This window comes from Halovivax limisalsi, assembly GCF_023093535.1.
In the GTDB taxonomy this organism is placed as follows: domain Archaea; phylum Halobacteriota; class Halobacteria; order Halobacteriales; family Natrialbaceae; genus Halovivax; species Halovivax limisalsi.
The window spans coordinates 2,813,555-2,825,975 of the sequence record NZ_CP095757.1 but is presented as its reverse complement, the minus strand read 5'-3'; the positions used below and the strand labels follow the sequence as shown (position 1 = coordinate 2,825,975).

The 12,421-nt window shown below is 68.6% G+C and carries 10 protein-coding genes; 7 read left to right on the top strand and 3 right to left on the bottom strand.

Features of this window, described 5'->3' with window-relative positions; genetic code table 11:
* Nucleotides 1-70 precede the first annotated feature (70 nt).
* Nucleotides 71-883 (top strand): mycofactocin-coupled SDR family oxidoreductase, encoded by an 813-nt coding sequence (locus tag MXA07_RS13140; protein WP_247729051.1) that lies wholly within the window; start codon nucleotides 71-73, stop codon nucleotides 881-883.
* Nucleotides 884-1,029: 146 nt separating this feature from the next.
* Nucleotides 1,030-2,073, top strand: a complete 1,044-nt coding sequence (locus MXA07_RS13135; protein WP_247729050.1) for a Gfo/Idh/MocA family protein — start codon at nucleotides 1,030-1,032, stop codon at nucleotides 2,071-2,073.
* Between the two features lie 46 nt (nucleotides 2,074-2,119).
* On the opposite strand, the gene MXA07_RS13130 is transcribed toward MXA07_RS13135, so the two are convergent.
* Nucleotides 2,120-2,824, bottom strand: a complete 705-nt coding sequence (locus MXA07_RS13130) for a DUF2270 domain-containing protein (protein ID WP_247729049.1) — start codon at nucleotides 2,822-2,824, stop codon at nucleotides 2,120-2,122.
* Between the two features lie 206 nt (nucleotides 2,825-3,030).
* Here MXA07_RS13130 and MXA07_RS13125 point away from each other — a divergent pair, with 206 nt between their 5' ends.
* From MXA07_RS13125 to MXA07_RS13105, 5 genes are all read left to right on the top strand, one after another.
* A complete protein-coding gene (locus tag MXA07_RS13125; protein WP_247729048.1) occupies nucleotides 3,031-4,395 on the top strand; it encodes an APC family permease in 1,365 nt (454 codons plus the stop codon).
* A gap of 46 nt (nucleotides 4,396-4,441) precedes the next feature.
* Complete coding sequence (locus MXA07_RS13120) at nucleotides 4,442-5,461, top strand: DUF7972 family membrane protein (RefSeq protein ID WP_247729047.1); 1,020 nt, start codon at nucleotides 4,442-4,444, stop codon at nucleotides 5,459-5,461.
* A gap of 200 nt (nucleotides 5,462-5,661) precedes the next feature.
* On the top strand, nucleotides 5,662-6,450 hold the full coding sequence (locus MXA07_RS13115; protein WP_247729046.1) for a sugar phosphate isomerase/epimerase family protein: 789 nt from the start codon (nucleotides 5,662-5,664) through the stop codon (nucleotides 6,448-6,450).
* Nucleotides 6,451-6,509: 59 nt separating this feature from the next.
* Complete coding sequence (locus MXA07_RS13110) at nucleotides 6,510-7,712, top strand: glycosyltransferase family 4 protein (RefSeq protein ID WP_247729045.1); 1,203 nt, start codon at nucleotides 6,510-6,512, stop codon at nucleotides 7,710-7,712.
* A 360-nt stretch (nucleotides 7,713-8,072) separates the two neighbouring features.
* Nucleotides 8,073-9,263, top strand: a complete 1,191-nt coding sequence (locus MXA07_RS13105; RefSeq protein ID WP_247729044.1) for a Gfo/Idh/MocA family protein — start codon at nucleotides 8,073-8,075, stop codon at nucleotides 9,261-9,263.
* 93 nt (nucleotides 9,264-9,356) lie between these two features.
* Here the strand turns inward: MXA07_RS13105 and MXA07_RS13100 are convergent, their stop codons facing one another.
* Entirely contained in the window at nucleotides 9,357-10,667 is a 1,311-nt protein-coding gene (locus tag MXA07_RS13100) for a glycosyltransferase family 4 protein (protein WP_247729043.1), read from the bottom strand.
* Entirely contained in the window at nucleotides 10,664-12,079 is a 1,416-nt protein-coding gene (locus MXA07_RS13095; RefSeq protein ID WP_247729042.1) for a glycosyltransferase family 4 protein, read from the bottom strand. The genes MXA07_RS13100 and MXA07_RS13095 overlap by 4 nt, the downstream gene beginning before the upstream one ends.
* Nucleotides 12,080-12,421 lie beyond the last annotated feature (342 nt).

The following is a 12,421-nucleotide window of genomic DNA, read 5'->3' as shown; positions in this document are numbered from 1 at the left end:
TGATCGACCGATTCGGTGTCGCGTCACGTTCAACCATTTTGGTGGTGGCGGTCGTGGGTGATCGGGTTCGATGGTTCGATACGACTTCGACGGGAAGACGGCGCTGGTGACCGGCGCGGCGCGGGGCCAGGGGCGATCGCACGCGCTCAGGTACGCCGAGAACGGGGCGAACGTCGTCGCGACGGACGTCTGCGAAACCGCCGACCCCTCGACGTACGACCTCTCCGGCCGAGAGGAGCTGGACGAGACGGTCGCGCTCGCCGAGGAGCGAGGGGCGACGGCGATCGGGCTCGAGCTGGACGTGACCGACGAGTCGGCGGTCGAAGCCGCCGTCGAGGCCGCAGTCTCGACGTTCGGCGGGATCGACGTCCTCGCGAACAACGCGGGCGTCGCGCCGGTCGGGGAGCTCGTGGCCCTGGAGAGTGAAACCTGGGATCTCGCCCTCGACGTCAACCTGAAGGGGATGTGGCTCACCGCCAAGCACGTCGGCCAACACATGATCGACCGCGGCGACGGCGGACGCATCGTCAACACGTCCTCCACCGCGGGATTCGTCGCCTCTCCGGGCCTCGGTCACTACACGGCCGCCAAGCACGGCGTGATCGGCCTGACGAAGACGCTCGCGGTCGAACTCGCCCCGCACGATATCACGGTCAACGCGGTCTGTCCCACCGCGGTCGACACGCCCATGACCGGCGGTATCGTCGAGAGCATCGACGAGGACGTCGCCGAAATCGCCGAACAGTCGGGCTCGGATAACCTTCTCGACGAGATCCTCCAGCCGGAGGACGTCAGCGCCGCGTTCATGTGGCTCTCGAGCGACGACGCCGAGTTCGTCACCGGAATCGCCCTGCCCGTCGCGGCGGGAGCGACGGCGCTGTAGCGCGAGCGATCGGAACGCCACGAACGTGGTCGCCGGGCGGGATCCCTTCTCCGTTCGTCTATCACGCTTCCCGGCGAACGGTTCCCCACTTAATGGGTGAACAGGTGGGCGCCAACCCGTTTTTGCCGGTGATGCCGTGATGGAGTATGACTCCTTCGGTAGCTGTCGTCGGCCTCGGCGGCCTCGGTCGGGTGCTCCTCCGATCGCTCGCGGACCTGAACGCCGACGTCGTCGCCGGCGTCGACGTCTCGGCCGACGCGCGCGACCGATTCGAACGGGCGTACGATGCACCGGCGTCCGCGGACATCGGGGCCGTGCTCGAGGCCACCGAGCCCGACGCCGCGGTGATCGCGACGCCCCACGCGCTCCACCACGAGCAGGCGATGGCGTGCCTCGAGGCGGGCCTCGACGTGTTCGTCGAGAAGCCGATGGTGACCGACGTCGCCGACGCGGTCGAGCTGGTGACCGCCGCGGACCGTCGCGACCGGACGCTGGCGGTCGGCTACCAGCGTCACTTCCACCCGGCGTTCGTCGAGGTCAAACGGATCGTCGATTCCGGTCGGATCGGCGACGTCCGCGCCGCCGCCGCTCACCTCTCGCAGGACTGGATCGACGTCCAGCGCGGGACCTGGCGGACGGACCCCGCGCTCTCGGGCGGCGGCCAGCTCTACGACTCCGGTTCGCACCTGCTCGACGCGCTCCTGTGGACGACGGGGACGACGCCGCGATCCGTCTCGGCGCAGCTGTCCTTCGACGAACCGGGCGTCGACACGGACGCCGCGCTCGCGATGGCGCTCGAGCGAGACGGCCGCCCGGTGACCGCGAGCGTGTCGGTTCGCGGCGACGGCGTCGACGGCGAACCGGCCGAGGGGTACACGATCTGGGGCACCGACGGTCGGCTCGCCTTCGATGGCGCCTCCCTCCGAGTCACCGAGCGCGACGGGCCGACCTACGACGGTGAAATCGCGGACGGCGCCGACTTCGAGACGCTGACCGACCGGAAACTTTCGAACTTCCTCGACGCGGTCCGCGGCGAGGCCGAACCGGCCGTCCCCGGCGACGTCGGGCTCCGGATCACGGCGCTGACGGAGGCCGCCTATCGCGCCGCCGACGAGGGGCGGACGGTCGACGTCCGTGCGACGATCGACGAGGCCGAACCGTCGACGACCCCGCCGTCGCCGACCGAATAGCGCGGGTTATACCGCCCGGCGGCCGTCGGTTTCGTCTCGCCGCCGGTCACCGGTGCTCGCCCACCGCTCGGTGGTGCAGTTCGTCCTCGGCCTGCCAGGTTCGCGGGCGGAGGCCGATCACGACGGCGGCGAGGTACCAGAGCGCGACCAGGCCGGTCACGACCGTTCCCGGAACGTCGCCGACGGCCGCGCTGGCCGGCCAGGAACCGTCGGCGAAGGCGGCGACCCGAACGATCCACGCCGCGAGCGTGATCGTAAACAGCGCCAGGTAGACACGTCTGAGTCGGTGGGCGATCGCCTCCTCGGCGGTGATTTTGATGGTCGGCTGGCGGTAGTCCTCGCCGAGTTCGCGTCGCCACGCGCCGTCGGCGACCCCGAGCGACGGATCGAGCCCGTAGGCGAAGACGTTGCGCTGGAGGGTGCGCACCCGACCGCGCCAGATGTCGTAGCCGCGGTAGCGCCGCGCCTCGATGACGAGGAACGTGGTCAGGGCCGCCGCTCCGATCAGCAGGAGGTAGTGGGGCCGATCCCGACTGGCGAACGTCCACGTGAGCACGCCGCTCATGATGACGATCGCCCAGTAGGTCGTCTGGTCGAGGCGTTCGCGCCAGAACCGCATTCGGTGGATCTCGCCCCGATAGAGGTGGGCGACCGCCGAGCTCGGTCCCATCTCGCCGGTCAGCAAGCCGCGGCCGATCTCGCGGTGCTCCTCGTCGGTCGCGTCGACGTCGTCCGCTGACTCCGTAGCCATCGTGGTGGTGCACGACGGTGATCGTGGTAAAACGGCGGTGACGATCCGTTCAACTGGATCGGAACGTCGAATACGCCCGGAGGGGCTGGCCTGGAGCGGTATCCGCGCGGGTCGCGCTGACGGGTCGAACCGGCGAACCAGGGTCCGATCGCCGGGTTGCGGTCGCGAGGGCATGTTATAACTGCCGCGGCGGCGTCGAATCCGCCGTGAGCGACGGGAGCTTCGGGCTCACGGAGGCCGTTTCGATCGCGCTCGGCGGCATGATCGGCGGCGGGATCTACGCCGTGCTCGGGGTCGTCGCCGAGATCACCCACGCCGCCACCTGGTTCGCGTTCGTCCTCGCCGGCATCGTCACGAGTTGCGCCGCCTATTCGTACGTTCGATTGAACGAACTCGTCGGGAGCGAGGGCGACGGCGGCGGTGGGTCTGTGACGTTCGTCCAGTCGTTCACCGGGAACTCGACGCTCGCGGGGATGATCGGGTGGACGCTGCTGTTCGGGTACGTCGGTTCGATGGCGATGTACGCGTTCGCGTTCGCCGAGTTCTCCGTCACCCTCCCGGCGGTGCCGGAGTCGATCGGCGGTCTCGCGCTCCGACCGTTCGTCTCCGTCCTCGTCGTCGCGGGGTTCGTCGCGCTGAACCTGCTCGGAGCGCGCGCCACGGGGTCGGCGGAGAATGTCCTCACCTCGGTCAAGGTCCTCGTACTCGTCGCGTTCGGGCTGGCCGGCGTCGGCTACGCGCTCACCGTCTCGTCCGACCCCGTCTCGGTCGGGGCGTCGCGATTCACGACGGTCAGTCCGATCGTGGCGGCCGCCGTCTCGTTCGTCGCGTTCCAGGGCTGGCAGTTGCTATTCTACGACCAGGAGAGCGTCGTCGACCCGCTGGAGACGATCCCGAAGGCGATCGCCCTCTCGATCCCGGCCGCCGTCTCGATCTACGTCCTCGTGGCGGTGGTGACCTACAACCTCGCGCCGGAGGCCGTCCAGACCAATCCCCACACCGCGCTGGTCGACGCCGCGTCGACGATGGCGGGGCCGGTCGGGTTGGCGGACGCGGCCGCCGTCGTCATCTCGCTCTCCGCCCTGTTCTCGACCGGGAGCGCGATCAACGCGACGATGTTCTCGGCCGGCTACTTCGCGAAGGGGCTGCTGACCGACGACCTGCTCCCCGACCGGGCGGGCGACGCGAGCGCGAGCGGCGTCCCGACCAGGACGTTGCTCATCCTGGGCGCGGTGACGGCGGCGTTCACCGCGTACGGGAGCCTCTCGGCCATCACCGCGTTCGCCTCCCTCTCGTTCATCGTGGTCTTCAGCGGGATGAGCGGGCTCGCAGTTACCCAGCGCGCGTCCGAACGAATCACCGCGATCTGGCCGGCCGTCGGGGTGATCGGCGGGACCCTCTCGTTCGCCCTGATGCTCTATCACCTCTACACCGCCGAGCGGGGCACGTTCGTCACCGTGATCCTCATCGCCATCGCGGTGTTCTTCGTCGAACTCCTCTACTTCGAGCGCGAGATCCTGGAGGAGGAAATCCCGTTCCTCGACCGCGACTCCGGACCGGACGTCGAGTGACGGTCCGTCCCACCAGCGTTTTTCCCGATTCTCCCGTACACGGACCATGGCTCCCACGGGAATCGATGGCCTCGCGCGGCTCGAACGAGGACTGCAGAAGTTCCGCTCGTCCCCGGCTGCGTGGTTTACGCTCACCGGGAACCGCCTCGTTCTCGCCGGCCTGTTGGCGGCCGTCTTTGCCCTCTTCGTCGTCGGCCTCCAGTATTCCGACATCGTCATCGTAACTAACACGACGCGGATGCTCTACCTCTTTCAGGGACTCATCGCGGGTAACGTGGCCCTGCTCACGATCGTCCTCTCGATCAATCAACTCGTGCTGTCCCGGGAATTGAAGACGCCGAAGGAGCTACGCGAGCAAATCGACGCCGTCATCGAGTATCGGGCGCAGGTCGGCGAGACGACCGGCGAACCGACGGTCCCGGTCACGCCGACGGGCTTTCTCACGGTTCTGCTCGCCGGCACCCGAGACACGGCACGCCGATTCGACGGCACCGTCGCGAGCGCGGACGATTCCGAACTCGCCGCCGACGTGGCCGATCTCGTCTCCGAACTCGCGGCCCGAACCGCTCACATTTCTACGATCGTCGAGCGCTCTCAGAGCGGCGTGTTCAGCGCGCTCGCCGCCACGCTGGAGACGGATTTCTCCCGACAGCTGAACGAAGCGTTGCGGATTCGCACGGAGTCCGCGGACGCACTCCCGCCCGCGGCGACCGGGGAACTCGACGACCTCGTACGGTGTTTGAAACAGGTCGACATCGCCCGGCAGTATTTCAAATCGATTTACGTCCAGTCCGAACTCGCCCGGTTGTCCAAACTCATGCTCTACGTCGGAGCGCCGGCGGTCGGGAGCTCGCTCCTCCTCCTGTTGATTTATGCGAGCACGGCGGAACCGCCAGTCACGGCGAGTCATCTCGACGTTATCGTTCCGGCGGTCCTGATACTCGGAATCCTTCCGCTTATCGTGCTCTTCTCGTTCGTCTTGCGCATCGCAACGATCGCCCAACGCACCGTCGCTATCACGCCCTTCTCGACGGAGGAGCGAGAATCCGACATCGATATCCAGTAGCTGTGAGACCGTCCGGTCGTGTACGGACGGCGGGCCGAGATTCGGTGAGTGGGCGGCTGCTTCGTTCGTCCGATCGTCGCGGGTCCCGTTGCCGGACTGTGTCCCCAAACGGACGCAGCGTTCGAGATCTGGGACGATGAACGTCCAGATCGAGTGAGAGACCGCCACCGTTCTTTCTTCGTCGATCGAGTACCGCCACTATGGTTCGAACCGCGGTCCAGTTGTACACGCTCCGAGCGCTCGGGGAATCGCTTCCATCGCTGCTGGCCCGAGTCGGCACGACCGCGTTCGACGGCGTGGAGTTCGCGGGGTTCGGGGAGACGTCGGCAGAGCGGACGCGGTCCGTTCTCGAGGCGGAAACCCTGACTCCGGCGGGAGCCCACGTCGGCGTCGAGTCGCTCGAAGATGATCCCGACGGCGTCGCCTCGTTCTACGGCGCGATCGAGTGTCGCCGGTTGGTCGTCCCGTACCTGGACGAAACGCACTTCGAGAGCGCATCGGCGGTGTGCGAGACGGCGGCACGGCTGGAGACGCTCGCGCGGCGATGGGAGAAGCGAGGCTTCGACCTCGCGTACCACAACCACGACCACGAGTTCGCAGCGCTCGACGGAGGCGAGGAGGCGGGAGGCGTCGCGGCGAACGAGGACGAAGAGGGCCGAAGCGCGTTCGAACTGTTCGCGGACGAGAGCGGTCCCGCCCTCTCGATCGAACTCGACGTCGGCTGGGCGGTCGCGGCCGGCTACGACCCCGTCGAACTGCTGGAGCGCCTCGACGGACGCGTTCCGCTGGTCCACCTGAAGGACGTCGACGCGGCCGACGGACGTCCGGTCGAACTCGGTGAGGGCGACGTCGACCCGTCCGCCTGCGCGGCGGCCGCTCGCGACGCCGGGACCGAGTGGCTGATCTACGAACACGACGACCCCGACGATCCGGCGGCGTCGCTCGAGCGGGGAGCCGAGGCGCTCGACGCGCTTCGCGACGGTTCGTGATCCCTCGCCGTCGCTCGCCGGCCCACACCTTTGCCCGTCGCCGTGGACGTCGCCACCAGATGGCCCGTATTGCCGTAGCCCACACCGACCTGGCGGCGAAAGGCGGCGGGGAGGGCGTTTGCATGACCGTCCTCGAGGCCCTCCAGGACGGCCACGAGGTCCACCTCCTCACCCTGACGACGCCGGACCTCGAAGAACTGAATCGGTACTTCAACACGGACGTCGACCCGCTTCCCGTGCGACGAGCGCCCGTCGTCGATCGGGCCCTGGACCTGGTCGACGTTCCCCTGTACAATCTGCGCAACGCCCTGCTCAACCGACACGTCGCCCGTCACCGCGACGAGTACGATCTCGTCGTGAGCACCGACAACGAACTCAGTCCCGAACCGCCGGCCGTCCAGTACGTCCACACCCCGCGGTTCGGCCGGCTCGTCGTCTCCAAACGCGTCGGCGAAGACGGATTCGTCGACCACCTGTACGATCGGCTGAGCTACCGCGCGGGCGGCTACGACGCCGAGCGGATCCGCCGGGGGAGACTCCTCACCAATTCGCGCTGGATGGCGAACGTCGTCCAGGACGTCTACGGCGTCCGCCCGCGCGTGGTCTACCCGCCGGTCGATACGAGCGGCTTCGACCCGCTGCCCTGGGACGAACGGGAAGACGGGTTCGTCACCGTCGGGCGACTCGCCCGGTACAAGAACGTCGACGAGACGATCCGCATCGTCGACGAGGTTCGCGAGCGGGGCCACGACGTACACCAGCACGTCGTCGGTCCGTCCTACGACCCCGACTACCGTCGCGAGCTGGAGGCGATGGCCGCCGATCGGGACCACGTCACCATCGAGGGGGAGCTTCCGCGCGCGGACCTGGTCGAATTACTCTGTACGCACCGGTACGGGCTTCACGGGAAGCGTCACGAGCACTTCGGGATGGCGGTCGCCGAACTGGTCGCCGCCGGCGCCGTCGCGTTCGTCCCCGATAACGGCGGCCAGCGGGACGTCGTCGACCGTCGCGACGCACTCTGCTATCGAACGCCCGGGGAGGCAGTCGAGCAGATCGATGACGTGCTCTCGAATCCCGATCGGCGTCGCGAGGTTCGCCTCGATCCGGCGCGGGTGGAAGCGCGCTTCGGTCGCAAACGGTTCCGCGAGGAGATGCGCTCGATCGTCAGGGAGGCGCTCCGTGACGACGAGATCGATGCCGATCGTTCCGCACGGAGCGACCGACGGGCTCGCCGTCGGCACGACCGTACCGAGGCGTGATTCCCGTCTACCGGCCGTCACCGCCCGATCGAGAGCGGCTCGTCCGGTCTGGGACGAACGGCGGTGAGCGAGGGCAAGTGCCCACGCGCGGTGCGATTCGGCGCCCCCCGCCGCGAGTGGACGACCGGTTCGGCGCCGGTGAAGTACGAACGCCGTTTGCGGTGTCGGCCGAGCGAGACGCACCCCTCGGTTTCACGTCGAGTTCTCAACCGGTGAGACCGAACTGAGGACTGTGTCTTCGGAGGGGGGACGTGCTCACCGGTAACTCGTCGCTATCGCTTCGCCTCGCCGTCGAGGGCCAGGAGGGACGCTGCCACTGACGGGGCGGTCTATTTCGGTCGGAGGGTGGTCGCTTCCGTTATGGCGCTCGGGACCGCCGTCATCGGCACCGGCATCGTCTCGCGGAACAACCACCTTCCCGCGCTCGACCGGAACCCGCGAACCGAACTGGTCGCCGTCTGCGACCTCGAGTACGAACGGGCGCGGGAAGCCGCGACGGCGTACGGCTGCCGGGCCTACGCGGACGCCGACGACCTTTTCGAAACCGAGCGTCTCGATTGGGTGCACGTCGCGACGCCGGTGCAGACGCACGCGGACCTCGCGTCGCGAGCGATCGAGGCGGGCGTCCCCGTTCTCGTGCAAAAACCCGCCACCGAAACGGCCCTGGAACTTGAGCAGCTCCGATCGACGGCCGCCGACGCCGGCGTGCCGATTTCGGTCGTTCACAACTGGCTCTACTATCCGGTGATCCGCGACGTGCGCCGACGCGTCGCGACCGGTGAGATCGGCGACGTGCGGGCCGTCGAGGTGACCGCGGCCGGCGAGGGATCGCCGGACGAAACGTACCGCGGCGCGTGGGTCCTCGACCTGCCCGGCGGGGATCTGGAGGAGGGATTACCGCATCCGCTCTACCTCGCGATCGGGCTCGGCGGCGCCCCGCGAACGCCGGAGGGCATCGATGCGCGGACCCGCACCTTCGGCGAGTACGACGGTGGTGACGGGGCCGAAGCGCCGGGCGTCGGTGCCGGCGGCGGGGACGGGACCGAGACGGAAGCTGAGGGCGAACGTTCGGGCGTCGCCTACGACGGAGTGACGATCCAGTACGTGACCGAGCGCGACGTCCTCTGTTCGATCACCGTTCTCAGCGGGTCCGCACGGGACAACGGGGTTCGGATCTACGGCACGGACGCCTCGTTACACGTCGACGTTCCGACGATGACCGTGGACGTCCACGACGCGGCGGCCGGGCCGTACCACTTCCAGAACGAACGAATTCGGCGCCACCTCGAGAAGTTCCGGTTCGCGATCGAGGGTGCCGGGAACGAGGCCGTTCGCTACGCGAAATCGCGGATCGAAGACGACCTCGACGTCCACCTCGAGACGAGTCCGGACGGTCACTACTACCTGATCAACGAGGCCGCGAAAGCGCTCGAACGGGGCGAACAGCCGCCGGTCCCGCTTTCCCAGAGCGCCTGGACGCTCGAGTTGATGGAACGCGTTCGCGCGGCGGTGGGGCGGGAAGTGGCGGGCGGACGCGTCGAGAGCCGATAGCAGCGCCCGTGCGTTCGCGTTCCGCATCACGTTTCGCGGCGGGGTGCCGGATCCCGAGTTCCGATCGGCACTGAACCCGACGGCAGATCTCCGTTAGACGCCCAGTGCGGTCTCGACTTCGGGCGCGACTCGGTCGATCGAGTATCGCTCCGCGATCGTCCCGCGAGCGTTCGCGGCGACGCGACGGCGCTCGTCGGCGTTCCGCAGGAGCGAGACCGTCGCGTCGACGAACTGGTCCGCGTCGCCGGCGACGAGGAGGTCCTCACCCGGCGAGGCCGCCACGCCCTCGAACCCGGCTTCGGTCGTTACGACCGGGAGGCGCCAGGCCATCGACTCGAGGACCTTGATGCGGACGCCGCCGCCGACGCGGAGCGGTGCGACTACGACGTCCGCGCTGCGGACGACCGATTCGAGATTCGCGACCTCGCCGCGGAAGGTAATACCGGGGCGATCGCCGAGAGACTCGATCCGGTCGTTCGCGCCGCGACCGGCGAGTTCGAGTTCCGCTTCGGGACGTGCGTTTCGAATCCGGGGGAAGATCCGCCGGCCGAGGACGAGCGCCGCGTCCTCGTTCGGGAACCAGTCGTACGAGCCGAAGAAGAGGAGGCGATCGGGATCCGACCCTCGGGCGGACTTCCCTCGGTGGCTCGAACTGCGTCGAGCGTCCGCACCTGGGTCGTGCCGGTCTTCGACGACCCCGCCGTTACCTGCGGGCGCCGGTCCGGGCGGCAGGGGTGCCGGCTCGTACGAGTCGACCGGGAGACCGACCCGCTGGCGCGAGACCGGGCCGACGCCGCGGCTCCGCAGGCGCCGCTCGTCTTCCGCTCCCAGAACGATGGTCAGGTCCGACGCCCGGTAGGCGGCCAGTTCCGCGCGTCGGAGGCGCGGGACCTCCAGGGCCAGTTCGGCTCGCGTCCGGAGGTCGTCGGCGAACTCCCGGCGGCGCTCGTGGGCCGCGTACTCTAACACGTGCGCGTTCGTCACCAGCTGCGCGCCGACGTCTCGCGCGGCGTCGCGGACCGACCGCTCCCGAAAGACCTGCCCGATGTAGGGGTGCTGGGCGAGGACGGCGTCCGGTTCGACGGCCGCGACGCGGCGGGCCGTCGCCTCGCGAAATGTGGACGAGTCGAACATGGCCATCACGTCCGACCGTCCGCGCGCCGCCTTGGCGAGCGTTCTCGCCGCCGGGGGGAGCGGAGACGATGTTCCGGGAATGCGGACAACGGACTCGCAGTGCTCGCGAAGCTCGGCCACGTCCGCGAGCGACTCGCCCGACCTGTAGGTCAGAACGTGCACCTCGTGACCGCGCTCTGCGAGGCCCCGAACGTAGCCGTGCGTCACGATGCGGTCTCCCGCGTTCGGCGGGTACGGGAGTTCGCGGGTGAGAATGAGGATCGAGCTCATGGGTCATCCCGGTTCGTCCCGTACGGGTTCTCGCTTTCCTCCGCCGCGTCGGCTCCGGCGGACTGCCTCCCGCCGGATTCGTTTCGCCCTTCGGGTCGTCCGCCGGACTCGTCGCTCCCGTCCGCTCTAAGCTGCTCGCGGTAGAGCGCCAGCAGTTCGGTCGCGTGGTCGTCCAGCTCTGTCGGCGGTTCGACGCCGGCCCTGAGCCGCCGGACGAGTTCGGGATCGACGGCGAGGCGCTCGAGCGCCTCGGCGAGCGCGTCGACGTCGCCTACGGGGACGGTGAGGCCGTCGTCGCCGTGGGTAACGAGTTCAGCCATCCCGCCGCGATCGCCGGTGACGACGGGGACGCCGGCGGCGAATGCCTCCTGGATCACCAGCGGGCTGTTCTCGACCCAGATCGAGGGCAGGACGAAGACGTCGAGCGCGTCGAAGACGGCGGGCGCATCGGGATAGCTGCCGTGGAACCGAATCCGATCCCGCTCCGCGCTCCCCTCGATTCGCCTCGCGGCGTCCCGAAGGCTCGCGTGGTACGGCTCCTCGTCGGGGGAGAAGCTGCCGTGGACGTGGAGGTCGACGTCCGCCGAGATGTGATCAAGCGCTTCCACGAGCAGGTGGACTCCCTTCGACTCGGCGATTCGGCCGGCGTACCCGATCTGGAGCGGCGTGTCGGCATCGAACGTCGAGCCGCGAAACTCGTCGGTTCGGATTCCGTTCCGTCGATGCACGATTCGAGCCGAATCGAATCCGAAGTCGACGAAGACGTCCCGCAGATACCGGGACGGCGACACGAGGCGGTCGCAGTCGCCGAGCGCTCGGCGGAGGCCGCGCGTTCGGCGCGCCACGGCATCGGCGAAACCGGACTCGAGGCCGGGGCGGATCCGCTCCGCGTCGGTCCCGTCCGACGATTCGGCCGCGAACCGCGCGACCGCGTCCGCGTAGCACTCCGCGCACTTGGCGATCGACGTCGGACCGGAACACGGCGTGCCGTCGGGTTTCCTGAGTTGCTCGCGGTGGCAGAGCGTCCAGAAATCGTGGAGCGTCGCGATGCACGGGACGCCGCGGTCGGCGCACAGGGACGGAATTCCCGACGATAGTCCTTTGAAGTGCTGGAGGTGGACGATATCCGCCGTCGAACTGCCCTCGTCGAACAGGGTCGAGACGGCGTCGTCGATTTCGGGTTGCTCGACGCCCGCGGCGCGGGAGAGGCCGACGCCGTCTTCGGGTCGAGGGGCGGCGTCCGGGAGTTCGACGACGGTGGCCCCCTCGACGGTGGCGTCCGCACCTCGCGGTGCGGCGACGGTCACGGCGTGTCCTCGGGCGGCGAATTTTTCGGCGAGGCGGACGGTGTACAGTTCGGTTCCCCCGCGGGTAGCCGGCGGGAGGGCGTGGGCGGCGAGCAGGATTCTCATGGGAACGAAACCCGTCCGTCGTCGAACTCCGTCCCGGCCCCGTTCGTCTCCTCCCTCCGCAGTTGCTCCGTCGACGGAGCTGACGGAACGAACGCCATGGCCACTCCACGCCGTTCGATCGCTTATAGCTGTCACGCCCCTCTCCGTTCCTGAACGAACTCGTCGCTCAGAACCCGTTCCGTCGGACGCGTGATGGGTAACGCCGAATTACCTGTCTAACGTCGGAACGTGACCGACTCGCACGGCCGACGGTGACCGGAAAGTTCTCAACGGGCATCCCCCGAGGTGGGGTGTGCCGCGCACCGATTCGTCGACGGTAATCAACCGCTGTCCCGGAGTAGC